Source organism: Micromonospora sp. DT62, from assembly GCF_049847285.1.
Taxonomy (GTDB): Bacteria; Actinomycetota; Actinomycetes; order Mycobacteriales; family Micromonosporaceae; genus Micromonospora; species Micromonospora reichwaldensis.
The window spans coordinates 228,277-251,113 of sequence record NZ_JBNCOB010000004.1 but is presented as its reverse complement, the minus strand read 5'-3'; the positions used below and the strand labels follow the sequence as shown (position 1 = coordinate 251,113).

The following is a 22,837-nucleotide window of genomic DNA, read 5'->3' as shown; positions in this document are numbered from 1 at the left end:
GGATGACGCGACTCGCAACGGCGGGGCGTGGGGCTTGGCTCCCCGGTTACACCGCGTAGACTCACGACCCGTGATTCAGCTTGAGCAAGTGACGAAGACGTACCCGAAGGCGTCCCGGCCTTCGCTCGACAACGTGTCCGTCTCGATCGAGAAGGGCGAGTTCGTCTTCTTCATCGGTCCATCCGGCTCCGGCAAGTCCACCATCATCAAGCTGCTGCTGCACGAGGTCGCGCCCAACAAGGGCCGGGTCGTCGTCAACAGCAAGGACGTCACGTCGATGCGTTCCTGGAAGCGACCCCACTTCCGGCGTTCCATCGGCTGCGTGTTCCAGGACTTCCGGCTGCTGCCGAACCGCACCGCGTACGAGAACGTGGCGTTCGCCCTCGAGGTGATCGGCAAGACCAAGGCGGTCGCCCGCCGGGTCGTGCCCGAGGTTCTGGAGCTGGTCGGACTCGGTGGCAAGGAGCACCGCTACCCGCACGAGCTCTCCGGTGGTGAGCAGCAGCGGGTCGCCGTCGCCCGGGCGTTCGTGAACCGTCCGCTGATCCTGCTCGCGGACGAGCCGACCGGAAACCTGGACCCGGACACCTCGATCGAGATCATGCGCCTGCTGGACCGGATCAACCGCACCGGCACGACCGTCGTGATGGTCACGCACGACTCCAACATCGTGAACCAGATGCGCCGCCGGGTCATCGAGATCGAGAGTGGCCGCATCGTGCGCGACCAGGCCCGCGGCGTCTACGGCTGAGCCGACGCCACCCCTGCGCAGCCTGACGACGAACACCTCATGCCGGAGACCCGGAGGAAATCCCGATGCGCGTGAAATACGTCCTGTCCGAGGTACTGGTCGGACTGTGGCGCAACGTGACCATGACCATCGCGATGATCATCACGATGGCGGTCTCGCTGACCATGCTCGGCGCCAGCGGTCTCATGTACCGCCAGGTCGACGACATGAAGGACCTCTACTACAAGAACATCCAGGTCTCGATCTTCCTGACACAGGAGGTGACCCCCGAGCAGCGTGAGTCCCTGGACGCGAAGCTGAAGGCCGACTCGCTGGTCAAGGAGGTCATCTACGTCAACAAGGAGGAGGCGTACAAGCGCTTCCAGGAGATGTTCCAGGACGCTCCCGACCTGCTCAGCGCGGTCAAGGCGGACAGCCTGCCCGAGTCGTACCGGCTCACGCTGAACAATCCCGAGCAGTACAAGAACATCTACGACCAGTACAAGGACACCGAAGGCGTCGACGAGATCGTCGACCAGAGTCGCCTGCTGGACAAGATCTTCGACATCCTCACCGCGATCCAGAACATCGCCCTGGCCGCCGCGATCGTGATGGCCGTCGCCGCGCTGCTCCTGGTCGCCAACACGATCCAGGTGGCCGCGTACAGCAAGCGGCGTGAGGTCGCGGTCATGAAACTGGTCGGCGCGTCGAACTGGTTCATCCAGGCGCCGTTCGTACTGGAGGCCGTGGTCGCCGGCCTGATCGGCTCGCTACTCGGCCTGGTGGCCCTCATCGCGGCGAAGTATCTGTTGTTCGACGGATCGCTCCAGGCGTTGCAGGGCCTGCTCTCCCCGATCGGCTGGGGCGACATCCTGTTCATGTTCCCGCTGATGGCCGGCGTCGGTGGCCTGGTCAGCGCGGTCACCGCCTGGGTCACGCTCCGCTTCTACCTGCGGGTCTGACGCCCGTACGGCTCGACGACGGCCCTTCCGCGCCAGGAACAAACGGCGCGGGAGGGCCGTTGCCGTTCGGGTAGCATGATCTCCGCCCCGCGGCCGGTCACGTCCGGCGCGGATCACCGGAAGGGGGTGGCGCCGATGCCACGGGAAAAGGGACGCAAGGTCGTCGCCTCCAACAAGAAGGCCCGGCACGACTACGCGATCCTCGACACCTACGAGGCGGGCATGGCGTTGACCGGCACGGAGGTCAAGTCGCTGCGGGCCGGGCGCGCGTCGCTGGTCGACGCGTTCGCGCAGGAGCGCAACGGCGAGCTCTACCTGCACGGGATGCACATTCCCGAGTACACGCAGGGCACCTGGACCAACCACGAGCCCCGGCGGACCCGCAAGCTGCTGCTCAACCGGCTGGAGATCGACCGGCTGATCGGCAAGACCCGCGAGGGCGGCCTGACCATGGTGCCGTTGCAGGTCTACTTCTCCGACGGCTGGGCCAAGGTGGAGATCGCCCTGGCGAAGGGCAAGAAGTCGTACGACAAGCGGCAGGACCTCGCCAAGCGGGACGCGGACCGGGAGATCGCCCGGGTCGCCGGCCGGCGTGGCAAGGGCATGGATGACTGAGGTGTCCGTCCTGTCCGGTTCGGCGCGCCCGCCGGGGGCTCGGGATGAAACCCGTTGCGGTAGGCGTTACGCTTGTCAGTGCCGCCACATCGGCGGCCTGTCGAGGGGGTGACTGGTTTCGACTTCGTACGCAGCGACAGGGGAAGCGAGCCGAGGAAGCCGACGTCGTCTCGAGAATCGGTCGTCGGAAACCAATAAGCGCCAAGAACAATCGCGCTGACTTCGCTCTCGCCGCCTGAGGCGAGTAGTGAGTCTGTCGGCCTGGGAGCGCCTTCGACCCAGTTAGCCGGCATCAGCTAGAAGGCTGGCCAATCGGACCCGGTCGCGGGGTCCGTGCGGCGAGATTAATCAGCGACTGGGCCCGTCACACCAACTTGCTCGCGTGAGCGGTGGGGCCGAGTAGAGGCACAGCGAGCTGCGCTCGGAGAAGCCCTGACAAACCGGCGAAGGACCCGGGTTCGATTCCCGGCACCTCCACCACCAGACGATGCGCCCCGGTCCACCGGACCGGGGCGCATCGTCGTGTCCGGACCGGTCGGCCCTGGGGCGGGCGGGTCGCCTGGGACAGGTGGTACGGATGGGACCGATGAGGTCCGTCCCGCCTCTGGACAGGGCGCACGCGCGGGTCCACCATCGCTGTACGCGGTCAGACGCGACGCGGGAGGTGCCCATGGTCACCGGTCCGATCCAGCAGCCGCCCACCCCGCCCGGAGGGCTCCGGCCGCCCGCCGCGCGCCGGCTTTCCGGCGCCCCGCCCGGGGACCTGCACCCGCTCGCCCGGGCGCTGGCCGTCGCGCCGGCCGGACCGCGCTGGCGGGAACGCTTCCTCGTGGGGCTCGGCCCCGTGCGTCGGGGCTTCACGGAGCACGTCCGGGTCACCGAGGGGCCCGCCGGCCTCTACGCCGAGGTGCTCGGCCATTCGCCCCGGCTGGAACGCGGGGTGCGGCTGCTGGCCCGGGAGCACGTCGCCATCACCGCCGCGCTGAGCGCCCTCCAGCAGGCGGCGGAGCTGCCGGACGCCTCGCTCGACGACCTCCTCGATCGTGCCGCGCACCTGCTACGGGCCCTTGCCCGGCATCGGCAGCGCGGCGCGGACCTGCTCTGGGAGGCGTACGAGACGGATCTCGGCGGAGAGACCTGACCAGGGGGAACCGGTGTGGGCGTACCGGCGTCCAACCCACATGCGCCGTACCGCCGCCCTGCTGGGCCTTCCGCTGTTGATGATCGTCGCCGGGTGCGCGCCGGCCGGCTCTGACCCGGCCGTCGACCCGGTCGACTCCGACCCGCGTCGCGACGCCTTCGCCCAGCGGGCCACCGAGGTGGCCGACTCGTGGCGACCGCTTCCGGCGTGGAAGTCCGGTTACGTACCGATGCAGGACCCGACGGTGCTCGTCGGCGACCCGGGCTTCACCGGGGAGACCAAGGTCGCCTTCCTCAACGGCTGGTACCGGGACCAGGTCGACCTGCCCGTCGCGCAGCCCGCCGACGGCACCATCACGTTTCCGGACGGCACGCTGACCGTCCCGCTGGTCAGCGCCGCCACCGCGTACGGGCAGCTCGACCAGGGCGACCCGCCGCCGTGCGACGGCCGCCCCAAGGATCCCGGGTCCAAGCTCCCCGGTGGCGGCCCCACCATCGAGCCGGGGCCCGACGGCCCGGTGAGCAGCAACTCGCAGACCGCCTGCGTCCCGCTGACGGTCACGGCCGTGAAGCTGGGCGCCGCGCCGGTGCGTACCAGCCGGGGCGAGGCGCAGGTGCCGGCGTGGCTGTTCACCGTCGAGGAACTCACCGCGCCAGTGGCCCGGCTCGCTGTGGCGCCGCAGGCCGTCACCGCCCCGCCCGAGCCCGCCCCGCCCGCCCGGCCGGCCCCGGAGGGCCTGGTCGGCGCACAGGACGTCCAGTCCGTGAATGGCGCCGAGCTGACCTGGCGGCTCGGCGTGGGCAGCTGCGACACCGGGATCACCCCGCTGGTGCAGGAGCGCGACGACGTCGTGGTGGTGGGCGGCAGCGTGATCCGCTCCACCGGCGTGTGCAACGCGATGCTGAAGATGGAACCGGTCACCGCCACGCTGAAGGCGCCGCTGGGCGACCGGCCGATCCTCGACGTGCTGACCGGCGCGCCGCTGCGCCTCGCGACGCGCTGACGGGAGCGACCGGGTGGCGGCTCACAGGAGCCGGGGCACCTCCGTGCTGACCGGCACCGGCAGCACCGTCGGGCCGTCGGCGCGCAGGCCGGCGGCCAGGGCGTCGCCGAGCTGCTCCGGGGTCTCCACGACGGTGGCCGTGCAGCCGTAGCCCCGGGCGATCGCGGTGATGTCCAGCCCCGGCAGGTCCAGCCCGGGCACCCCCGGGGTGTCCTTGAAGTCGGCGAAGGCCTTCAGGATGGCGTACTGCTGGTTGACCGGCACCACCACGACCAGCGGCAGGCGCAGCCGCGCGGCGGTCCAGAGCGCCTGCACCGAGTAGTGGAACGAGCCGTCCCCGATCACCGCGACCACCGGCCGTCCCCGGCCGGTGTCGCGCTGCGCGAGCGCGATGCCCACCGCCGCCGGCAGGCCGTACCCGAGGCCGCCGCTGGCCATCGTGAAGTACGACCCGGGGCGGGTGGCGCGCAGCCGGCGGCGCAACGCCGGCAGGCTGGACGGCGACTCCTGGACCAGGATCCCGTCGGCCGGCCAGTGCCGGGCCAGGGCCGCGAAGAGGGCGTCCGGGGCCAACGGCAGCCCGTTCGCCGGCGGGGGCGGATCGGGGCGCGCGGGTGGCGCCGGCCGGTCCGCCGTCGGGAGCAGGTCGACCAGGGCGGTCAGGGCCAGCCCGGCGTCGGCGAGCAGGCTGTCGCCCACCGGCGCGCGGGCCGCCTCGTCCGGGTCGTCGGTGACGTGCAGCAGGCGGGCCCCGGTGGGCAGGTGGTCGCCCGGCACGTGCGGGTAGTAGCGGAACACCGGCGCCCCGACCACCAGCACGGTGTCGTGCCCGTCCAGCGCCTCCGAGAGCGGCCCCATCGCGAACGGGAGCACCCCCCGGAAGTGCGGGTGGTCCTCGGGGAAGGCGGCCCGCTCCGGCGCGGGCGCCGACCAGACCGGCGCGGCGAGCCGCTCCGCCAGCGCCACGGCGGCGGGCCAGCCGTCGGCCCGGTCCACGGCCGCGCCGAGCACCAGCGCGGGCGCGCGGCTGGCGGCCAGCACGGCGGCGAACTCGCGCAGCCGGCGCGGGTCGGGCGCGAACCGGGTCGCCACCGTCCGCACCGGCGGTGGCGGGTCGGCCGGCTGCGCCCAGTCGTCGAGGGGCAGCGAGAGAAAGACCGGCCCGGCGGGCGGCTGCACCGCCGTCGCGTACGCCCGCATCAACGCCGCCGGGACGTCCTGCGCGCGGACCGGTTCGTGGCTCCACTTCACGTACGGCTGGGGCAGCTCGGTCGCCCGCCGACTGGTCAGCCGGGGCTCGATCAGCAGCATCTCCCGGGTCTGCTGGCCGGCGGTGACGATCAGCGGGGTGCGGTTGTGCCACGCGGTGACCAGGTTGCCCATGCCGTTGCCCGTGCCGGGGGCGGTGTGCAGGTTGACGTGCGCCGCCCCGCCGGTGGCCTGCCCGTAGCCGTCCGCCATGCCGACGGCCGACGCCTCGTGCAGGGCGAGCACGTAGTGGAAGTCGTCCGGGAAGTCCCGCAGGAACGGCTCCTCGGTGGAGCCCGGGTTGCCGAAGACGGTGGTCAGGCCGAGGGCACGGAGCAGGTCGTACGTGGTGTCGCGGACCGTAGCCATCGCCCTCAGGCTATCGGGGCGACTCGGGCTATCCGGGCCTTTCGCCGCTCCTCACCTCAGGGGAGGGGGAAGGGCAGGGTGATGCCGTCCAGCGCGTGCCCGCAGGCGCAGTCCCGTTCGGCCGGCAGCGCGGCGACGGCCGCCAGCAGCAGGCCCCGCAGCCGGTCGGTGTTCTCCCCGAAGACCCGGAACACCTCCTCCTGCGTCACCGCGCCGCCGCCCTCCACGCCCGCGTCGAGGTCGGTGACCAGGGCGATCGAGGAATAGCAGAGGGCCAGCTCGCGGGCCAGCACCGCCTCCGGGTGGCCGGTCATGTTGACCACCGTGCCGCCGATCGAGGCGTACCACCGCGACTCGGCACGGGTGGAGAAGCGCGGGCCCTCGACCACCACCACCGTCCCGCCGTCCACCGCGGGCACGTCCCGGCCGGCCGCGGCGGCCAGCAGCGTACGCCGGCCGGCGGGGCAGTACGGGTCGGCGAAGGAGACGTGCACCGCGCCCCGGTCGTAGTAGGTCTGCGTCCGTCCGCTGGTGCGGTCGATCAGCTGGTCGGGCACCACGAACGTGCCCGGCCCGAGCTCCGGCCGCAGGCCGCCCACGGCGCAGGGGGCGAGCACCTGGCGTACGCCGAGGGAGCGCAGCGCCCAGAGGTTGGCCCGGTAGGGGATCAGGTGCGGCGGGTGGCGGTGGTCCCGGCCGTGGCGGGGCAGGAACGCCACCCGCCGGCCGCTGACCTCGGCGATCGTGACGGCGTCGGACGGCGGCCCGTAGGGCGTCTCCACCACGTGCTCGGTCGCGTTGTCGAGCAACGCGTAGAGCCCCGAACCGCCGATCACCGCGAGTTCCGCCGTGGGACCCATCGGCCCTCCCTCGTGTCCGCCGATCTACCGCACGTCAGACCTTAGCCACCGCCCCGGGGGCAAGCTATGGTGCCAGGCATGGCGTTCACAGCGCGGATGACACCGGTGCCCCCGGGCGTCCCGGTCCGGTCGGTCTGACGGGTGTCCGGCATGCAGGGAGAGGGGCAGGCGATCGGCGGGCGGGCGACGGGGTCGATGACCGGGCGGCTGCTGGTCGCGACGCCGGCGCTGAAGGACCCGAACTTCGACCGTACGGTGGTGCTGCTGGTGGCGCACGAGCCCGGCGGCGCCCTCGGCGTGGTGCTCAACCGGGCCACCGAGGTGCCGGTCGCCGACGTGCTCGGCGACTGGAGCGACCTGGCCCGCGACCCGGCGGTGCTCTTCGAGGGCGGCCCCGTGCAGCCCGATTCGGCGATCTGCCTGGCCCGGATGCGTCACCCGGTGCAGCGGCTCAGGGGGTTCCACCAGGTCTCCGGGGCGGTCGGGACCCTCGACCTCTCCGTCGACCCAGGGCCGCTGCGGGAGGGCATCACCGGCATCCGGGTCTTCGCCGGCTACTCCGGCTGGGGCACGGGGCAGTTGGAGCAGGAGATCGAGGACGGCTCCTGGTTCGTGCTGGACGCGCTGCCCGGCGACGCCTTCGTGGACCGGCCGGACGACCTGTGGCCGATGGTGCTGCGCCGCCAGGGCGGCATGATGGCGGCGGTCGCACACTTCCCGCCGGACGTGGCGCTCAACTGAGCCGCGCCGGGGGTGGGCCCCCGCGAGATGACCATGCGGCGGTCGCTGTGTATAGTTCTCTCGTGCCCGGGTGACGGGGACAAGGCAAGGGGCCGTGGCGCAGCTGGTAGCGCACCACACTGGCAGTGTGGGGGTCAGGGGTTCGAGTCCCCTCGGCTCCACCCTTGCGAAACGCCCTGGTGAGAGACCAAATCTCCCACCAGGGCGTTTCTCGTTTCTTCCGCTCGCAATCTGCTTTGTGCCAGAACCATGCCAGATCAGGCGCTGAGCTTGCCTCGCGCCTCTTCGATCAGCGCGTCCAGGGCGGCGGCGATGGTGTGATCCCGGTCACGAGTCGCGTGCTGATAGATCATCGCCGCGCGCGTGCTGGAATGCCCGATCCGTGCCATCAGCTCTTTGAGCGTCGCGCCGCTCTGCGCCGACCACGTACTGCCGGTATGCCGCAGGTCGTGCAGGTGCAATCCGAGGCTGTTAGGGATACCGGCGGCGGTCAGCGCGTTGCGCCATACGCGGTTGAAGTTGCGCCGACGCGGGATGCCGCTCTGAGGGCCGAGAAACAGACGCCCGTTCGGGCCACCCTCGGCGAACTGAGCTAGGTGCCATTCCACGTCAGCCCGTAGCCCAGCCGGCAGGCTAATCGGCCGCTTTCCCGCCTCGGATTTCGGGTCATCATCAACTTGCGTGCCGTCTTCCATTTCCGCCGTGGCCCGACGCACCCGCAATTCCATCGTGCGCAGGTCGATATCTCGGCGGCGTAGCGCCACCAGTTCGCCGAACCGTAGTTGCGCGAACGCGGCCAGGAGGACGAACAGGCGGTAGCGCGGCTGGATGGCTTCGGCGATGGCAAACACCTGTTGAAGCGTCGCGGTAGGTCGCTCCTCCGCCTTGTCCTGGCCGGCTCCCTTGATGCGGCAGGGGTTGCGGCGGATCAAGTCGTCGTCTACAGCGGTAGCGAAGATGGCGTGCAGGATTCGGTACGTCTTCGCTGCGGTGGGTTTCCCTACGCCATCGGCTAGTCGGTCCGCCCGCCATTTGCGGATGTGAGGCGCGGTGACCTCGTTAAGCGCGTGGTCGCCGAGATGCGGCCGGACGTGTAGCCGGATGTGTCGCTCGTATTCCTCGCGCGTCCGTGCCTTGAGATCTCGTTCCCGCATCCACTGATCGGCGTACTCAGCAAGACTGATGTTTCCGGCGTTGGGGTCGAGCCAGTCCCCGCGCAGCATCTCGGCCTCGGTTTCGACTAGCCATTGTTCGGCCGCCCGCTTGGTGTCGAACGTGGCTGGTGCCTTGCGAGGTAACCCGTCCGGTCCGGTGTAGCGCGCTTGCCACGCGCCGGACGGCAGCTTGCGAACGCTGCCGAATCTGCGCTTACGCCCGCTGGTGTTGCCTCCCACTAGGCGGCCCGCCTTTCCCGCCCGACGCGGCGCATTGGGGCAACGGTGCACGAGTCGATGTAGGCGCTGAGGGTGCTCTCAGCGATGCGAACGTGTCGACCAAACCGCTTGAACTCGATTCGCCGTTCTTCAATCAGCCGGCGCGGAAACCGCTCGGTCGTACCGAGGCGTTCAGCGACTTCCGGGATGGATAGGAACTTCTCCGGCACGGTCGACCTCCTTTGCCGTGGGGGAGTGGTGTAGGGGGTGTTGAGTGGCACGCTGAGCGCCTTTCGGTCGTCGCGGGTCACTGGCGGAGAATCGGGAAGGGTGCTGCGCAGAAGGGCGCAGAGCGGCCCGCTGAGAGCGCCGCAGAGCCAAGATCTGCGGAGCCCTGGTGTAAAGGAATGCGCCTGAGCGGCTGTGTGGCTCTCAGCGGGCCGGCTGGGTGGAGGGTAGTGGCGGGTGGTCGGTGGTTTCTGTGGGAGAGGGCTGAACCATCTCGGCATCTCGGCATCTCGGCAAAGGTGCCGTTGAGCTGGGCAAACGTCTGCCGAGATCTTGACCGGGGTTGAGGGTCGATCTCGGCAACCGGCTTCCATCTCGGCAGGAGGGGTGCCGAGATGCCGAGATGGAGGTTTACCGATTGCCTTGATCTCGGCAGGCTGTTTTCCCAGGTAGGGTGCCGTTTCCGCCGAGATGCCGAGATGCCGAGATGGTTCAGCGGGGTTTGACCCCCTAGCCCTCGTGGCGTTCGACCCAGAACACGGCCCGGTTGCCGCGTTCGTGTTTGCCGGCACGGATGACGTGGTCACCGCGCCAGCGTCCGGCCTGCCCGGTCAGCAGCCGGCCGAGTTGCAGCGGGTTGGGTAGGCGTCCGGCGGTGGTGGTGATGAATTGCCCGTCCCACGGATCGTTGACGTCGCTGCCGAGGTGCATGGGCTCTGCGTCTCTGCGCAGGTCAGCGGCCGTCATGGCTTTACCGCCGTGGCGCTCATGCCAGGTGGTGAGGAACGCGCGCCAGCGCGTTTCGTCTTCATCGATCCCGCGTACCTCGGCGGCGTTGGTGAGGAACCCGTGGATTTCGTGCCAGGCGAGGAACCCGCCGAGGGCCTGCGCCCATGGGGTGAACTGCCGCATGGTCAGGCCGGGGGCGCGGGGTGCGCCGTTGCGGGTCCAGTCGAGCACGAGAATCAGGACGTGCCACAGGACGGTCATTTGGTTGGCGGGTTCGGTGATCCACTGGTCGAGGTAGGGAATGCCGAACGCCTCTTGGTCGCGTAGTTCGGGGTGCGGCATGTTCGGGTCGAGGTGCACCCGCACCGTGCGGGAGGCCATGTCGCCGCCAACCTGGAGGTTGTTGCCGGTGGCCATCCATAGCCGGTCGTTAATGGTGGCGATGTTGCGCGACGCGCCTAGCTGCCGGTCGGACCACACGGTGTTGGTGACGAGCTGGGCGAGGATCGCGGAGTCGATGACGCCACCTTCGGGGACGTTGTCCCAGATGACCACGCCGACCTGATCGGCGAGAACCGCGGTGATGCTCTTGCGGAGTTCTTCGTCGCTGTCGACCCAGGGCATCATGCGCTGCCCGTAGAGCATCCCGGGGCCGGCGGTGAGGATGCTCTTACCGGACGCGGGCATGGTCGCGTCGATCAGCCCGAACGGCGTCAGGCTGCGGGTGTAGTGCCGCAGTACCGGCGTTGCCAACAGCGCTATGTAGTTGGCCCGGTCCGCTGGCGACGACCACGGGAAGTCGCGCAGGAACGCGCCGAGCAGGAAGCGGCGCGCTTCGGCGACCTGCTCTCGGGTGGGCGCGTCCGGCACCGGCGGCAGCGCCACCTTCGACGCGAGGTAGAAGCCGGTGGCCGGGTCGTAGCCGGGGGCCTGGAGCAGGGTGCCGTCTCGGCGCAGCACGGGCGCGCCGATGATCCCGCGCAGCGGTGCCACTCCCGGCCACGTCTTACCGGCCAGCACCGACGACAGGGCGTCGCGGGGTGGGGTCACCTCGTCTTCGTAGGTGTCCGGGTTGCCCTTGTCGTCCTTGCGGGTCTTGATCCGGTAGACGTAGGCGTGTTGGGCGAGCAGCCCGGCGAGGCCGGCAGGGTTGATGGTGCTGGCCGACACCGGCAGCGGCGAGTCTTCGTCAACGGCGTCGGTGAGGCCGCCGGAGACGGCTTCCATGTGCACGAGGGAGCCGGCCGACACGTAGGTGTCGGGCAGGAGCCCGTCGCTGAGCGCGGCCTTGAGCACGCGGATGGTTTCCGGACCGGAGCCGATCTGTAGGCGGGTGGTCATGCCGCCGTCCTTCCCAGGTTGGTGAGGTGACGCGGGTTGTTCGCCCCGGTGCGCAGGCCGGACGCGATCGTGCGGGCGACCTCTCCGGGCCGCAGGCCGATCGACAGCGCGGCCGGTTCTAGAACGGCCGTCACGTCGTCGTCGGTGAGCGCACCCCCGGCGGCGAGCTGGCCGAGGGCAACCGCTGAGGTGAACAGGGCGTGGTTGCGCTGCCCGTCCGGGGCGGCCGTGAGGTGGGCGACCTGCCGGCGGATCGCCGCCGCCACGTACGGGCCGCGCCGGTCAGCCGGCAGCGCCACCGCAGCGGGCCGGCAGGCCGGTCGCGGGGCGGGGGTGAGCAGCCCCGCCAGCCATGTAGGCAGCGGCGCCGGGTCGCAGTCGAGCGCCACGGCGTAGGGGCGGCCGGCGACGGTGCTGCCGGCGGCGACGACGTAGCCGCCGTGCGCGCGGGTGTCGACCTTCCACCCGAGACCGCTCCGCTCGCCGGTCGTGTTGCGCAACTGCGGTCCGGCGGCGGGGTGGCGGTAGTACAGGTGGCTTCCGCCCCGGCCGGTGGTCACGGTGTACGTGGTGTCGATGCTGCCGCCGTGGCGGGCGGCAAGGGCGCTGAGCACGTCCAAGCCGTCACGCGCACCCGCCCAATCGGCGGGCGGAGTGTCGTCGACGGTCTTGGGCACGTCGAGGTCGACCACCGCCAGCCCGGACGGGCCGCAGGCGATGCCGACGCCGTAGGGGCGCGTCGACCACGCGCGCCGGATGCGATCCGGGTCGCAGGTGGCGCGGGGCTCCCAGCCGAGATGGCGGCCGGCGGCGCGGCAACGCGGGTCGGCCTGGGTGCAGTTCTCGGCGGTGTGGTCGGGGAACGCGGGCCGCTTGTCGTCGGGGCGCAGCGGGAAGACGTGCCATTCGCGCGCGGCGTGGGCAAGGGCAGCGGCCAACAGGCCAGGGTCGGGCATGAGATCCCTTCCTTCGGTCGATGGCGGACAGATGGGGGTAGAGGGCGGCTCCGGCCGCCCCGCGAGCGCTGAAGGCGTGTGAGCGGGGCAGCGCAGCCCTTGCAGGTAGGGCCGGAGGTTGTCCGGGGTGTGGCAGTAGCGGGCGGCGGTGCCGATCCAATGGCCGCACCGCCCGCCGGTCACCGCCCGGCCCGCCCGGGTCGAGGCCGGGCCGCGATGGCAGCGCGGGTCACGGCCTGGCGCACGTCGCCGAGCAGCCCCACCAACTGACGGCGGGCCGCGATCTCGCCGGGGGCGAGGGCGACCCTGACGCGCACCTCGGCGTGTTCGCGGCCGGCGGCGGTACGCACCCTGACGAGCACGGCGCGGGCGTGGCCGGCGTCGACCACGATTTCGTCGGAGCGGTGCTCGCCGAGGCTGCATCGGTGGTCTCGGCCGCACCAGTCGGTGTGACCGGCGCGGCCGGCGCGGCGGGCGGTCATTGGTGGCCCGCCCGGTACTCGGTGCGGATGTAGTCGATGAGGCGGCGGCCGTAGCGGACGCGGATGCCGGTGCCGTCGCAGCGGCGGCAGTCGCGGCGGGTGCCGATGGCAGTGCGGTGGGAGCGGCGGCCGTGGCAGCGGCGGCAGCGTCCCCAGGGCGAGGTGAAGCACACGGCCAGGTAGCACAGTGCGTAACCGAGGGCTGCGAGGCTAGCGAGCAGGGCAATGGTGGTCACGAAACGCCTCCACGAGCCGGTTTGAGGGTGCGGAAGGCTGACGCCGCTAGGAACTAGGGCGCTGGCCAGGGTTGGGATGGGTTGCTAGCGGGGGTGCTAGGTCTAGCGGGGGGTGCCGCTAGACCTAGCAACCCACGGCTGTCCGGCTTAGGCGGCTTTGTCGCCGCGCCGCTTGTTACGCTCCGCGACCGCATCGGCGATGTGCTGCCGTTCGATGCCGCGCCGGTTGGCGCCCTTGCCGGTCGTGGGGTCGGTGCCCCACACCTGCCCCGTGGTGACCCCGTACGGCTTGAGCGCGGCCGTGAGCTGATCGCGGGTCAGGTCCCCGTACGCGTCGGCGTTCAGGTCGGCGAGCCGCTCGGTGAGCGTCTCCGCCCACACCTTCGCCTCGGTGGCGGGGACGACGGTGAGGATGTCGTCGAGCAGGGTGTCTCGGCGGGCCGCCGGGGTGGTTGGGGCCTGCCCGATGGCGTGCCCGGTGAGGGTGCCGGCAGCCTCGCGCAGTGCCCGTGCCCGGTCGGTGATCTTCTCGGCGGTGGGGCCGTCCACGTAGAAGGTCCGCACGATCTGCGCGTCGTCGGCCGCGCCGACGAGGTAGCCGACGCCCTTGTCCTTCTTGGCGAACATGGTCGCCCGGATGCCGTTCTTGTAGGCCGAGGTGCCGAGGATCATGTCGTTCTCGATCTGACCCATGACCCGCAGGCAGAACCGGGTACCGGCGTTCGCGCTCACGCCCGTCGGCAGGCTCTTGGCATCCGGCCGCTGCGTCGCCACGACGAGGATGACGCCCAGGGCGCGACCAAGCTTGATGACCTTCTCGGCCAGCTCGCCGGCTTCCTTGCCGAACTCCGGGTGCGAGAACAGTTCCTGCACCTCGTCGAGGGCCACGACGAGCCAGTGCAGGCCCAACTTCTTGCGGCGGGCCAGTTCCGGGGTGACCTTGTTGTCCGGGCACACCGCCTTGGGCAGGCCCTTGATGACGGCGGCGCGGCGCTGGCACTCCTTGCGCAACTCCCGCAACGCCAACAGGCCCTCTTCGGCGGTGTCGTCATCCTGCCCCGACGCGTACCGGGCAGACACCTTCTCCAGGGGGTCGAGGCCGCCGGTGCCCTTGAAGTCGAAGCACCACAACTCCGCGTACGGGTCGAGCGCGGCGGCCAGCATCGGCACCTGCGTGGCGGCCGTCTTGCCGTAGCCGGGAATCGACCCGATGAGCACGTTCGTATAGGGCAGTTCGATGGAGATGACCCGTCCGCGCGGGTCGGTGCCGAACGGCACCGGACGCCCCAGGTCGAACCCGCCCGTGCTCTTGAGTAGCGGCCACGGCTTCGGCGCCGTGGCGGCCATGTCCTGATCGCCCACCCACAGCAGCAGCCGGCCCGGGTGCACCTCCGGCTGCCCCTCCGGCCACACACACCCGAGGGGGCGGGTAAGGCCGGCGGCGAGCCGGTCCCGGCGCTCGATCACGTCCCCGGCCGTCACGCCGGGCGGCAGGTCGATGTCGGCCCGCCAGCCGGGGCCGTCGCGGACGATAGGGGCGGTGAAGGCGATAGCGCGCTGTCCCTGTTTGGCGATGGCTTGGGTGATGCCGGAGATGCCGAGCACGGCCAGGGCGCGCACCACGACATCCGAGGTGAGCCGGGCGACGCGGGGGATGACCACGGCGGTGTCGAGCAGCGGCTTGTCGGCCGGCTGACCGAACATCCCGCACAACGTCACCAGCATCGCGAGCACTGCCCACCGCGACCACGGCGGCGCGAACGCCATCGCCACGCCACCGGCCAGAGTCACGGCCAGGGCGAAGGTGGCGACGATGCCGCGCCACCGCACCCGCCGGTCACGCTGCCGCGACAGCTTCAGGTACAGCTCCCCGTCCTTGGTTTGGGAGGTCGACTGCCGCAACTGCTCGCCTTCCCAGTCGAACAGCCACCGGGTAGCGCCAGTGGCGATCCGGGCGGCTCCGGCGGGGGCGCGCAGCAGCAGCTTGCCGCCGTACTTCGGCAGGCGGGTGGCGTGGTAGGCGGTGCTGTGCAGCAGGTGCCCCACCGTCCACCGCATTACCTCACGCAACTCATCGAGCGACCGCAACCAGGCAGGCAGGATCGGCCGACGCTGCCCGGCACGCGCACCCGACAGGGTGAACCGCGGTGACTTCTGCGCGGCGGGCGAGTCGACCAGCACCGGCCCGCCGTCGTCGCCGTCGGAGTCGGGGTCGGTGGTGCGGGCGGCGCGGGCGGCGTCCAGGTCGACCACCTCCGCATCCGGGCCGGCGGTGATGTCGGCCTCTGCGGCCCGCCAGTCGAAACGGTCGCCGGGGTCGGTGTTCGGCTCGCTCATCGGGACTCCTTCCCAGGGCGGATGACAGCGATGGGGGCGCAGAGGCGGCCGTAGGCGTCGATCTGCCACGACGTGGTGCGGGTCAGGCCACGCGACGCGAGGGCGGCGGCGACGGCGGTGAACTCGCGCTCATCGGGCCGGTCGTATTCCTCCATGCGGAGCGGCAGGTCAACTCGCTCGACGCCCTGCGTGTAGTGGAGGAGCAGGATGTAGCCGCCGCACGCGGCGGCGGCGATCGTGGCTCGCAGCGGCGTCCCGAGCCAAAGCCGGCGGCGGGGCCGCGAACGGATCACTGCGCGGCGCAGTGCTCGCAAGGGTGACAACATCAGAGGTCTCTCCTGACGGTTGAAGCCGGATGGGGGGGGCCGGCGGCACGGCACGGGTTGTCGAGGCCAGAGGCCGTGCCGCCGGGCCGGCTCAGAACCGGATGTGCAGGGAGCCGGTGATCTCGTCGACCTGCCGGCCAACGCGGGCGTTGCCGGTGCGGACGTTCTCGGTCCGGCCCGCCGTGGTGCCGGCGGTGCTGGTGTCCTTCGGGGTCTTGCCGGTGTCGCGGCGGCCGGTGACGTGACCGACCTGGACATCGACGCGGTCGGTGCCGGAGGCGACGTTGCGCTTACCCATAGCGGTGGTGCTCCTTCGGTTGGGCCGTCAGCGGGTCTGGCGGCTTCCGCACGTCACCGGGTGATGAGCCGGTGACGACGGGAGCGGTCAGCTCTTGACGGAGACGCGGTTGCCGCAGTCGCCGCAGGTGGCGTGCGTGCGCTGGCTGTCGGCGGTGATGTCGCGCCAGTTGCTTTCGTTGCCGCAGGCCGGGCACCACAACTGCGAGGTGCCGGTGGTTATGCGCCCGCCAGCGGAGCCGATCGAGATGCTTGCCATCAGGGGTTCTCCTTCGTGTGGGGTGGGTTAGGCGGCGCAGAACAGGGCGGCGATGAACAGCCAGCCGATGTGCCACGACTGGTCGAGGGCGTAGGCCCCGGTGCCAAGCGACGGGTTGTCGTCGCGGCCGGGGCGAGGGGTGCCGAGGGCGTAGAAGCGGGCCGATCCGAGGGCGGCGGCGATGCGCTTGAGTGGGGTGCGCCGGTCGGCGACGTAGTGGCTGACCGCCGAGATCGTCAGCCCGACCGCTACGCCCCACGGGTCCAGCCGCAGGCCGGTACCGGCGACCAGAAGCAGCAGCGCGACCAGGGCGGTCAGGGTGTAGGTGGCGACGTGCGCGGCGCAGGCGATGCGGCCGGGCCAGCCGGGCTGGCCCTTGCAGTCGGCCTGGTGCTGGGTCTGGATCCAGTGGTCGCCGACTTGGTGGGCGACGTAGAGGGCGACGTACACGGCCGCGAACGCGGCGGCGTGGCGGCCTGTGGGGTCTGCGAACATGGGTACCTCTCCTGAGGTCGTTGGCTGAGGGGTGAGGGCCGGCGGCACGGCACGGTTTCCAGGCCGAGGGGCCGTGCCGCCGGGCATAGCTAGTCGTGGGTGCGGACGAGGTGCGCGAGGGCGGCGCCCATGCCGAGCACCGCGACCGGGAGACACGCGACGGCGGTGGTGATCCACCACGGGGCCGAGGTGACCCCGGCTGCCTCCAGGAGGTGGTAGGCGATCTGGCCGAGCGCGCCGACGGCGAGGGAGCCGAGGGCGGACCACTTGGCGAATCGGCGGGCCGGGGCGGGCACCCTGCCGGACAGCCACACGTAGAGGGCGTACGCGCCGTACGTCTCCACGCCGATCGGCAGGGTGATCGCGGAGTTGATGGAGAAGCTGTCCCAGATGCCCGGCAGCGGGTGCACCACCCCGAACCCGGTGAGTCCGCCGAGCCCGACCCACCCGGACCAGATCGCCACGAACGCCGGCAGGGCCAGCAGCACCACCGGCCATACCACCGCCGACTTGGCCGGCTTGCGCGGGGTGGGCGTGTCCGGGTGACCGACCGCCGTGACCTGCCCATCCGGTGCGGGCGGCGTGATCTCCACCGGGGCCGCCGGAATCGGGTCAGCCGGCGGGGCGTACTCGGGTGCGACCGGGTCCGTCCACGACGTGCCGGCGGGCGGCAGCAGCGCGCCCCGGGCGATCATCGCCGCGCGCAGCGTCTCGGCCCGCTCTGTCGTCTCGGCCGGCTCCGGTGCCGGGTCCGGGCCGATCGGCTCGGCGTAGTCCCACGGGTTTCGGGTCGGCTCGTCGGTGTCGACCGGCGGGGTGTTCGCGCGGAACCTGGGAGTCATGGACACCAGTTCGGCCAGCGCGCTCGCCCGGTCCATCGCGAGTCCGAACACGGCCGCGTATTCGGCGGCGGTGGGAACCTCGCCGCGTTCGTCGGCGATGTCGACGGCCGTGCGGAGCATGTCGGCGTCGCTGAGGCCGGTCAGGTTCGGCGGTGCGGGGGTGGCGTCCGGCTTCTCGGCCAGGTCGGTGCCGGCGAGCAGCCGGACCACCTCGGCCCGCACCGCGTCGGCCTTCGGCGCACCGATGCGGTACTGCCGCATCAGGGCGTTACGCGACGGAATCTTGCGCTCCTGCTCGGCCCATGCCAGCGCGCGGGGCACCAACTCGTCGATGGGCTGCGGGTAGCGGGTGCCGTTGATGGTGGGGGCGGTCATCGGGTCACCTCGTCCAGGTTGTCGGCGAGCAGGTCACGGTGGGCGGGGAACACCTGGCCGTCGTAGGCGTCGGCCAGGTGGTCGGCGAGCACGTCGTAGTCGTCGGCGGGCAGCCACAACGCCCGCCGGGCATCGTCGGCACCGGTCACCGGCGGGAAGTCGTCGCGGCGGTAGTGGCCAATCCAGGTGCGGGCCAGGACGGTGACCATCCATGCCTCATCGCTGGCGCGGGGGTCGGGCACGTAGCGCGGGGCCGACAGCTCCCACCGGGCATCGGGAAGGATCAGGCCGGTTTCCTCGGCCAGCTCCCGCACGGCGGCGTCGGCCGGCGTCTCGCCGGGGTCGACGTGGCCGCCGGGCAGCGCCCAGCCGTGGCCGTCGCCGCGCTCCACCATCAGGATCCAGCGGTGCCGGTTCTCGTCCCAGAGGGACACCAGGGCGTCGGCGGCCAGGGCCTCGCCCCAGTGGCCGAGCTGGTTGCGGCCGTAGCGGATGCCGGTCGGGGCGTACGGGTTGACCGGCCGTCCGTCGACCAGCGGGAAGGGGATCGCGGCGGCGGCCCGGCGGGCGGTCCAGTCGATGTCGGTGGGGTCCATGGTCGGGTCGGCCCACGCGGCTCCGGCGGCGATGCCGTCCAGAACGCTCGGGTGGGTGCAGGTGCGGGGAATCATGCGGTGGCCTCCATTGGGTGGGCGCATTCAAGGCACTCGCCGAGCGAGCGCGAGATGTAGTAGCTGCGGACCTGGCGGCAGATGCGGCAGGTGCGGCGGGCGGTCAGCGCGGCGCGGACCGCCCGGAGCTGGGCGGGGGTGGCGGTGCGCTTGGGGCGGGCCAGGTCGACCCGGTAGAGGTAGGCGGCGCGGGTGCCGCCGACCCCTTGCCAGAGCACCTGGGCGGCGATCGGTTGACCGCCGGGGCGTAGGCCGGCGGCGGTCAGTTGGCGGCGGGTGGCGTAGCCGGGCGGTGCGCCGCGCCACCAGTAGGTGGGGATGCCGTACCGCGACCCGTCCGGGTCGTGGTAGGCGGCGCGGATGCGCGACATCAGGCCGCGCGGTGCGGGCCGGCGAGGGTGCCGGCGGCCAGCTCGGCGGCGGCGCGGGTGACGCGGGCCTCGGCCCGGCGCAGCCGCCGCCAGTCCAGCGGCGTGGGGCCGCCGTGGTCCTCGGCGTAGATCAGGGTGATTTCGGCGTCGAGTACGTCCAGTTCGGCCGCGATCAGCGGCCACTCCGTGTCGATCGCGGCCAGGTCGGCGGCGGTCGGCTCGGCGGTGACGAGGGCGAGACGTTTCCTCACGGGAAACCTCCGTTAGTCGATGTGACGGGGGGAGCGCGGTGGTGCGAACCGAAGCCCGCACCACCGCGCGAATCAGGGGGATGAGCTGCACGGACCTCAGCCGTGCGTGGCGACCTTTTCGGAGGGAGGTGCAGCCCGATTCAGTTGTCAGGGAACGACCAGACACGGCAGCTCGTAGGCGTGCAGCGATAGATCGCTGCCTTCCCCGGTGGCTACCGGCTGGGGGTAGAGGGAACCTAACAACTGGTATGTGATCCAGTCAACTGTTAGGTAGGAAGCCGCGCCGAAACGGGTCCTGACCAGGAGTGATGCCTCTATCACTTGTTAGGTGGCTGATAGGCTGGCCCAGTTCGCCGCATGACCGGCCAGAGAGAGGGATCGATGGTCAACCCAGTCCCCCTGAACCGATCCGACTCACTACACGTGCAAGTTGCCCGTAATATCCGAAACGACATTGAATCGGGTGCCCTGCGTGACGGGGCAGTTCTGCCATCTACGCGAGAATTGGCGGAGCAGTGGGGCGTTAGCGTGTTCACGATTTCGGAGGCAATGAAGATTCTTGCAAGTGAGGGTCTTATCGAAAGCAAGTCGAGATCGAAAAGAACCGTTCGGTCGGCAAGTCAGCGAGTCGCCGATGAGGTGAGACTAAAAAGGCCAAACGTAGTTCTTGTTGGGGGATACCCGGGAAGCGGTAAGACTGAGTTAGGGCGAATCCTGGCAAGGGAAACCGGCTGGCCAATGCTGGATAAGGACACTCTTACTCGGCCGGTCGTAGAAGCTGCCCTAGAATTTATAGGTCATTCACCCAACGATCGGGAGTCAGACGAGTACCTTAATCAAGTTAGGCCGCGCGAGTATGAAGCGCTGGCAGCAGCCATCCACGAAAACTTGTTGTGTGGCAATAGCGTCATCGCAACGGCCCCTTTCATACGTGAGTTCGGCGACGAGGCTTGGATCAGTCGAACTGAGGCCGTCTATCAAGATATGGGCGCGAAGACAGTGTTGGTTTGGCTGTACTGCGACAAGGAGGTTATGCATACGTATGTTCGGCGGCGCGGAGCCGCACGAGACGCTGCAAAGCTAGCCAACTGGCCGCAGTACATCTCGGGAATCGATGTCGACTTCCGGCCGCCGCGGCCGCATCATCTAGTGGACAACTGCGCCTCTGGTCGCCCGTTGCAAGAACAGGCTAGGGGCCTATTGGATGAGATTTTGGAGGGAAAGGAGCGCAGGTGATCGGGGTTATCCTCTACGGGCCGCCAGCAGCGGGAAAGGACACCGTGACGTCCGCGCTCACTGGCCTTGACCCTCGGTTTGCCCTCTTCCGTCGGCTGAAAGCTGGAAGTGGGCGGACTGCCGGATACCGAGTAATCGACGCCGAACACATTGCAGGTCTTCGCGTTCGTGACGAAATCGTATGGGAGAACGCTAGGTACGGCTCCCTGTATGTTGTTGATCGGCCGGGGCTACTTCAAGCGCTTGAAAGCGGAGTGCCCGTCGTTCACCTCGGGCAGTTGGCAGCGATAATGGCGGTGAAGTCCGCGCTCGCGCAAGCGCGTTGGCTGGTCGTATCTCTCTCCTGTTCACGGCAAACTGCAATCCAGAGAATCCGAGAACGCGGAACAGGCGACGACGAAGCCCGTATTCGGGCATGGGACGAGACGAAAGAACTCCACAGTGCGGACATTGCAATAGACACGGATTATTTCGATCCGCAGAAATCGGCATTGCTTATCGCTGCCGAAATCAACCGTCGACTGTTAGCAGCGTAGATGCGTTCCGCAGAGGGGCGGGGCATTGAGGCGGCAGACTTTCCAGCCGCCATCGATGCCCCGCTCTTTCGTTGCCTGAAAGCGCCATTCGTGCTGGCTGCCCTTCATGAAAGTCACGCTACCTGTTGTCGGGTCAATCAACGTGAATCGGAAGGAAATGAGCGCAGACACATTTCCGTCTGAGTCGAGCGACTTCCAATCGGCAGATTCAACTTTGGCGTCCGTGTTCACTCTGGCAAATTCGGCGCGTAAAGCGCGTGCCTCCGTGAGAAGTTCGGACTGGCGGCTGTCGCACAGGCAGCGTCGGATGCCCAGCTCTTCGCCAGAGCCGTTGAATACGGCCAGGAGGTAGGCGTGTGCGGCGGCAACCGGTGTTGCCTCTCCCCGGTCCGCTGCGACGGTCTTGACGGCGGCCCATCCGACGGGCGCAGCAAGGCAGGCCGCGAGGATGGCTGCGGCGGCTACAGCGGCGGGAAGTCGCCATGATTGCGTGGTGAGGGGTGGCGCGATCATGGGCTGAGATTAGCGACCGGATCTTGAGCCGCCACGGGACGGATTGTTCGTACGATTGTACGATCAGGGCGTGCGAGAGTGGGTGGCGCGGTGGTGGAACGGGTCGTGGGGGGCGGCTGACCCGTCGTGACGTCTGCTTGTCCCGTGAGGTGCGGTGGCATGTCGTGGCAAGGGTGGGCGACTCCGAGGCTGGGCGCGTGCTCCGATGGGAGTTTGCGACCGAGGAGGAGGCTTGCCGGATGGTTCAACGGCTGATCCGTGTCGATGGCGGCCAGTGGACCGAGGCGAAGGCGGGAACAACGGCGGGTTGAGCCAGTGGGATGCCTGCGGCGGCCAGCGTCTTGCGTCACACGCGGTTGAAGTTGCGCCGACGCGGGATGCCACCCCGAGCGCTGAGGAACAGCCGCCCGAATGGATGGCCCGGGGAGTTTTGGTGGCATCTAAACGGGTAGGTCGTAGCGGCTCGCCAGCGAGATCAGGAGGAGTGCATGCCGATTAATACGACGCGTGACCTATTCATCTATGAGCTGGGCATACTAGGTGAAATGGAGACATCCGGGCGGCGCATATTCGACTTCTTGGCCCATCGGGTTAGTGGCGATCTCAGGCAAGTCGTACGGAGCAAGCAGCAGGAATCCGCGCAATGGAACGACAACATCATCTCCTGTGCGAAGGCAATCGGCACCTCGCTGACAACAAACCGGTCCGACACTGTTGAGGGCATATACGAAAGGTTTGCAACCTTCGTACGCACAAACCCCTCATCGGACATGATTGATCAATTCGCAGTCGATACCCTGATTCGGTTCCTATATCTCACCATTGCGGCGCACAAGACCCTTTTTGACTGGGCGGTTCTTATGGGTGAAAGCCAGTGTGTGCAGTGTCTACACGCCAACCTCGTCCAGAAGCAGGAGACTGTGGCCGAAATTGAACGATACGGCCACGATTTGGGCGTTCGACTCCTAGCCCCCGTCGCTCGACCCGCGTGAGCCTACGTCGGGCGCGCCACAGGGGCTATCAGCCTCCGCGTCTGCAGCCGTCCGATGAGGAGGTCATCCTCTAACTCTTGCCTGTGCTCATCCTGCGCACATGCCGCTCACGCTCACGAGGGTGCGTGCCAGATCCATGCCAGGTCAGTAGGCCACGGCGGGTGATTCACGGGGCCTGGCGGGAAGAGTGACCGCCTGGCCGCAGGTCACGACTACCGCAGGCCAGGGCGCTTCGAGAGGGCCCCCCTGGCAGTGTGGGGGTCAGGGGTTCGAGTCCCCTCGGCTCCACCCTTGTTTTACAGGTCAGCGGCCTGGTCGAGAG

At 69.7% G+C, this 22,837-nt stretch carries 27 protein-coding genes, 1 tRNA gene and 1 other RNA gene; 11 read left to right on the top strand and 18 right to left on the bottom strand.

The features are described from left to right. The first annotated feature begins 70 nt into the window (after nt 1–70). From ftsE to ACPXCB_RS08670, 6 genes are all read left to right on the top strand, one after another. Nucleotides 71–751 carry a cell division ATP-binding protein FtsE gene (ftsE, locus tag ACPXCB_RS08695; protein WP_091622236.1) on the top strand — a complete coding sequence of 227 codons (681 nt, stop codon included), beginning with the start codon at nt 71–73 and terminating at the stop codon, nt 749–751. 65 nt (nt 752–816) lie between these two features. Then, nucleotides 817–1,692: a permease-like cell division protein FtsX gene (gene ftsX / locus ACPXCB_RS08690; protein WP_425873802.1), complete on the top strand. Its 876-nt coding sequence runs from the start codon at nt 817–819 to the stop codon at nt 1,690–1,692. 135 nt (nt 1,693–1,827) lie between these two features. Next, nucleotides 1,828–2,307, top strand: coding sequence for an SsrA-binding protein SmpB (gene smpB, locus ACPXCB_RS08685; protein WP_088964850.1), 480 nt, complete (start codon nt 1,828–1,830; stop codon nt 2,305–2,307). A 104-nt stretch (nt 2,308–2,411) separates the two neighbouring features. Further along, nucleotides 2,412–2,787, top strand: a transfer-messenger RNA (tmRNA) gene (gene ssrA / locus ACPXCB_RS08680). 190 nt (nt 2,788–2,977) lie between these two features. Further along, nucleotides 2,978–3,448: a hypothetical protein gene (locus tag ACPXCB_RS08675; RefSeq protein ID WP_425873800.1), complete on the top strand. Its 471-nt coding sequence runs from the start codon at nt 2,978–2,980 to the stop codon at nt 3,446–3,448. Between the two features lie 40 nt (nt 3,449–3,488). Then, the gene (locus tag ACPXCB_RS08670) at nt 3,489–4,451 is read left to right on the top strand and encodes a hypothetical protein (protein ID WP_425873798.1); all 963 of its coding nucleotides are present in this window, start codon (nt 3,489–3,491) and stop codon (nt 4,449–4,451) included. Nucleotides 4,452–4,472: 21 nt separating this feature from the next. Here the strand turns inward: ACPXCB_RS08670 and mdlC are convergent, their stop codons facing one another. Together mdlC and ACPXCB_RS08660 are read right to left on the bottom strand one after the other, a co-directional pair. After that, a complete protein-coding gene (gene mdlC, locus ACPXCB_RS08665) occupies nt 4,473–6,068 on the bottom strand; it encodes a benzoylformate decarboxylase (protein ID WP_425873796.1) in 1,596 nt (531 codons plus the stop codon). 56 nt (nt 6,069–6,124) lie between these two features. Then, the gene (locus ACPXCB_RS08660) at nt 6,125–6,928 is read right to left on the bottom strand and encodes an S-methyl-5'-thioadenosine phosphorylase (RefSeq protein WP_425873794.1); all 804 of its coding nucleotides are present in this window, start codon (nt 6,926–6,928) and stop codon (nt 6,125–6,127) included. 150 nt (nt 6,929–7,078) lie between these two features. Here ACPXCB_RS08660 and ACPXCB_RS08655 point away from each other — a divergent pair, with 150 nt between their 5' ends. Both ACPXCB_RS08655 and ACPXCB_RS08650 read left to right on the top strand, forming a co-directional pair. Next, nucleotides 7,079–7,669, top strand: a complete 591-nt coding sequence (locus tag ACPXCB_RS08655; protein WP_089001872.1) for a YqgE/AlgH family protein — start codon at nt 7,079–7,081, stop codon at nt 7,667–7,669. A gap of 88 nt (nt 7,670–7,757) precedes the next feature. Continuing rightward, nucleotides 7,758–7,830: transfer RNA gene (locus ACPXCB_RS08650), tRNA-Ala, on the top strand. A gap of 96 nt (nt 7,831–7,926) precedes the next feature. Here the strand turns inward: ACPXCB_RS08650 and ACPXCB_RS08645 are convergent. From ACPXCB_RS08645 to ACPXCB_RS08575, 15 genes are all read right to left on the bottom strand, one after another. Further along, entirely contained in the window at nt 7,927–9,063 is a 1,137-nt protein-coding gene (locus tag ACPXCB_RS08645) for a tyrosine-type recombinase/integrase (protein ID WP_425873792.1), read from the bottom strand. Further along, nucleotides 9,063–9,272, bottom strand: a complete 210-nt coding sequence (locus ACPXCB_RS08640) for an excisionase family DNA-binding protein (RefSeq protein WP_357715285.1) — start codon at nt 9,270–9,272, stop codon at nt 9,063–9,065. The genes ACPXCB_RS08645 and ACPXCB_RS08640 overlap by 1 nt, the downstream gene beginning before the upstream one ends. A gap of 508 nt (nt 9,273–9,780) precedes the next feature. Continuing rightward, the gene (locus tag ACPXCB_RS08635; RefSeq protein WP_425873790.1) at nt 9,781–11,340 is read right to left on the bottom strand and encodes a hypothetical protein; all 1,560 of its coding nucleotides are present in this window, start codon (nt 11,338–11,340) and stop codon (nt 9,781–9,783) included. Beyond that, the gene (locus ACPXCB_RS08630; RefSeq protein WP_425873788.1) at nt 11,337–12,296 is read right to left on the bottom strand and encodes a bifunctional DNA primase/polymerase; all 960 of its coding nucleotides are present in this window, start codon (nt 12,294–12,296) and stop codon (nt 11,337–11,339) included. Before ACPXCB_RS08630 ends, ACPXCB_RS08635 begins: the two co-directional genes overlap by 4 nt. Before the next feature lie 179 nt (nt 12,297–12,475). Next, nucleotides 12,476–12,778: a hypothetical protein gene (locus ACPXCB_RS08625; protein WP_425873786.1), complete on the bottom strand. Its 303-nt coding sequence runs from the start codon at nt 12,776–12,778 to the stop codon at nt 12,476–12,478. Beyond that, complete coding sequence (locus ACPXCB_RS08620) at nt 12,775–13,014, bottom strand: hypothetical protein (RefSeq protein ID WP_425873784.1); 240 nt, start codon at nt 13,012–13,014, stop codon at nt 12,775–12,777. Before ACPXCB_RS08620 ends, ACPXCB_RS08625 begins: the two co-directional genes overlap by 4 nt. 147 nt (nt 13,015–13,161) lie before the next feature. Beyond that, on the bottom strand, nt 13,162–15,351 hold the full coding sequence (locus ACPXCB_RS08615; RefSeq protein ID WP_425873782.1) for a cell division protein FtsK: 2,190 nt from the start codon (nt 15,349–15,351) through the stop codon (nt 13,162–13,164). Beyond that, nucleotides 15,348–15,677: a hypothetical protein gene (locus tag ACPXCB_RS08610; RefSeq protein ID WP_425873780.1), complete on the bottom strand. Its 330-nt coding sequence runs from the start codon at nt 15,675–15,677 to the stop codon at nt 15,348–15,350. The genes ACPXCB_RS08615 and ACPXCB_RS08610 overlap by 4 nt, the downstream gene beginning before the upstream one ends. A 91-nt stretch (nt 15,678–15,768) precedes the next feature. Next, on the bottom strand, nt 15,769–15,975 hold the full coding sequence (locus ACPXCB_RS08605; protein ID WP_425873778.1) for a hypothetical protein: 207 nt from the start codon (nt 15,973–15,975) through the stop codon (nt 15,769–15,771). An 87-nt stretch (nt 15,976–16,062) separates the two neighbouring features. After that, entirely contained in the window at nt 16,063–16,233 is a 171-nt protein-coding gene (locus ACPXCB_RS08600; protein ID WP_425873777.1) for a hypothetical protein, read from the bottom strand. Between the two features lie 27 nt (nt 16,234–16,260). Beyond that, nucleotides 16,261–16,728 carry a DUF3307 domain-containing protein gene (locus ACPXCB_RS08595; protein ID WP_425873775.1) on the bottom strand — a complete coding sequence of 156 codons (468 nt, stop codon included), beginning with the start codon at nt 16,726–16,728 and terminating at the stop codon, nt 16,261–16,263. Between the two features lie 89 nt (nt 16,729–16,817). Then, nucleotides 16,818–17,690, bottom strand: a complete 873-nt coding sequence (locus ACPXCB_RS08590; protein ID WP_425873985.1) for an ABC transporter permease — start codon at nt 17,688–17,690, stop codon at nt 16,818–16,820. A 251-nt stretch (nt 17,691–17,941) separates the two neighbouring features. Beyond that, nucleotides 17,942–18,616: an NUDIX domain-containing protein gene (locus tag ACPXCB_RS08585; protein WP_425873773.1), complete on the bottom strand. Its 675-nt coding sequence runs from the start codon at nt 18,614–18,616 to the stop codon at nt 17,942–17,944. Then, nucleotides 18,613–18,987 (bottom strand): RRQRL motif-containing zinc-binding protein, encoded by a 375-nt coding sequence (locus tag ACPXCB_RS08580; RefSeq protein WP_425873772.1) that lies wholly within the window; start codon nt 18,985–18,987, stop codon nt 18,613–18,615. The genes ACPXCB_RS08585 and ACPXCB_RS08580 overlap by 4 nt, the downstream gene beginning before the upstream one ends. After that, nucleotides 18,987–19,238: a DUF6284 family protein gene (locus tag ACPXCB_RS08575; protein WP_425873770.1), complete on the bottom strand. Its 252-nt coding sequence runs from the start codon at nt 19,236–19,238 to the stop codon at nt 18,987–18,989. Before ACPXCB_RS08575 ends, ACPXCB_RS08580 begins: the two co-directional genes overlap by 1 nt. A gap of 357 nt (nt 19,239–19,595) precedes the next feature. On the opposite strand from ACPXCB_RS08575, the gene ACPXCB_RS08570 reads away from it, so the two are divergent. Beyond that, nucleotides 19,596–20,474, top strand: coding sequence for a GntR family transcriptional regulator (locus ACPXCB_RS08570; RefSeq protein ID WP_425873768.1), 879 nt, complete (start codon nt 19,596–19,598; stop codon nt 20,472–20,474). Then, nucleotides 20,471–21,010 carry a kinase gene (locus ACPXCB_RS08565; protein ID WP_425873766.1) on the top strand — a complete coding sequence of 180 codons (540 nt, stop codon included), beginning with the start codon at nt 20,471–20,473 and terminating at the stop codon, nt 21,008–21,010. Before ACPXCB_RS08570 ends, ACPXCB_RS08565 begins: the two co-directional genes overlap by 4 nt. Here the strand turns inward: ACPXCB_RS08565 and ACPXCB_RS08560 are convergent. Next, nucleotides 20,999–21,523, bottom strand: a complete 525-nt coding sequence (locus tag ACPXCB_RS08560) for a hypothetical protein (protein WP_425873764.1) — start codon at nt 21,521–21,523, stop codon at nt 20,999–21,001. The two genes, ACPXCB_RS08565 and ACPXCB_RS08560, sit on opposite strands and share 12 nt — an antisense overlap. A 488-nt stretch (nt 21,524–22,011) precedes the next feature. Between ACPXCB_RS08560 and ACPXCB_RS08555 the strand changes: the two genes are divergently transcribed. Continuing rightward, complete coding sequence (locus ACPXCB_RS08555; protein ID WP_425873762.1) at nt 22,012–22,515, top strand: DUF892 family protein; 504 nt, start codon at nt 22,012–22,014, stop codon at nt 22,513–22,515. The last annotated feature ends 322 nt before the right edge of the window (nt 22,516–22,837 follow it).

Bases quoted from the DNA above. Each gene is read 5' to 3' on its own strand.
- ACPXCB_RS08605 (WP_425873778.1), bottom strand. From the start codon at position 15,975: ATGGGTAAGCGCAACGTCGCCTCCGGCACCGACCGCGTCGATGTCCAG.
- ACPXCB_RS08555 (WP_425873762.1), top strand. From the start codon at position 22,012: ATGCCGATTAATACGACGCGTGACCTATTCATCTATGAGCTGGGCATA.
- ACPXCB_RS08625 (WP_425873786.1), bottom strand. From the start codon at position 12,778: ATGACCGCCCGCCGCGCCGGCCGCGCCGGTCACACCGACTGGTGCGGC.
- ftsX (WP_425873802.1), top strand. From the start codon at position 817: ATGCGCGTGAAATACGTCCTGTCCGAGGTACTGGTCGGACTGTGGCGC.
- ACPXCB_RS08590 (WP_425873985.1), bottom strand. From the start codon at position 17,690: ATGCTCCGCACGGCCGTCGACATCGCCGACGAACGCGGCGAGGTTCCC.
- smpB (WP_088964850.1), top strand. From the start codon at position 1,828: ATGCCACGGGAAAAGGGACGCAAGGTCGTCGCCTCCAACAAGAAGGCC.
- ACPXCB_RS08635 (WP_425873790.1), bottom strand. From the start codon at position 11,340: ATGACCACCCGCCTACAGATCGGCTCCGGTCCGGAAACCATCCGCGTG.
- ACPXCB_RS08670 (WP_425873798.1), top strand. From the start codon at position 3,489: ATGCGCCGTACCGCCGCCCTGCTGGGCCTTCCGCTGTTGATGATCGTC.
- ACPXCB_RS08655 (WP_089001872.1), top strand. From the start codon at position 7,079: ATGCAGGGAGAGGGGCAGGCGATCGGCGGGCGGGCGACGGGGTCGATG.
- ACPXCB_RS08610 (WP_425873780.1), bottom strand. From the start codon at position 15,677: ATGTTGTCACCCTTGCGAGCACTGCGCCGCGCAGTGATCCGTTCGCGG.
- ACPXCB_RS08585 (WP_425873773.1), bottom strand. From the start codon at position 18,616: ATGATTCCCCGCACCTGCACCCACCCGAGCGTTCTGGACGGCATCGCC.
- ACPXCB_RS08570 (WP_425873768.1), top strand. From the start codon at position 19,596: ATGACCGGCCAGAGAGAGGGATCGATGGTCAACCCAGTCCCCCTGAAC.
- mdlC (WP_425873796.1), bottom strand. From the start codon at position 6,068: ATGGCTACGGTCCGCGACACCACGTACGACCTGCTCCGTGCCCTCGGC.
- ACPXCB_RS08600 (WP_425873777.1), bottom strand. From the start codon at position 16,233: ATGGCAAGCATCTCGATCGGCTCCGCTGGCGGGCGCATAACCACCGGC.
- ACPXCB_RS08660 (WP_425873794.1), bottom strand. From the start codon at position 6,928: ATGGGTCCCACGGCGGAACTCGCGGTGATCGGCGGTTCGGGGCTCTAC.
- ACPXCB_RS08560 (WP_425873764.1), bottom strand. From the start codon at position 21,523: ATGATCGCGCCACCCCTCACCACGCAATCATGGCGACTTCCCGCCGCT.
- ACPXCB_RS08630 (WP_425873788.1), bottom strand. From the start codon at position 12,296: ATGCCCGACCCTGGCCTGTTGGCCGCTGCCCTTGCCCACGCCGCGCGC.
- ACPXCB_RS08595 (WP_425873775.1), bottom strand. From the start codon at position 16,728: ATGTTCGCAGACCCCACAGGCCGCCACGCCGCCGCGTTCGCGGCCGTG.
- ACPXCB_RS08615 (WP_425873782.1), bottom strand. From the start codon at position 15,351: ATGAGCGAGCCGAACACCGACCCCGGCGACCGTTTCGACTGGCGGGCC.
- ACPXCB_RS08580 (WP_425873772.1), bottom strand. From the start codon at position 18,987: ATGTCGCGCATCCGCGCCGCCTACCACGACCCGGACGGGTCGCGGTAC.
- ACPXCB_RS08675 (WP_425873800.1), top strand. From the start codon at position 2,978: ATGGTCACCGGTCCGATCCAGCAGCCGCCCACCCCGCCCGGAGGGCTC.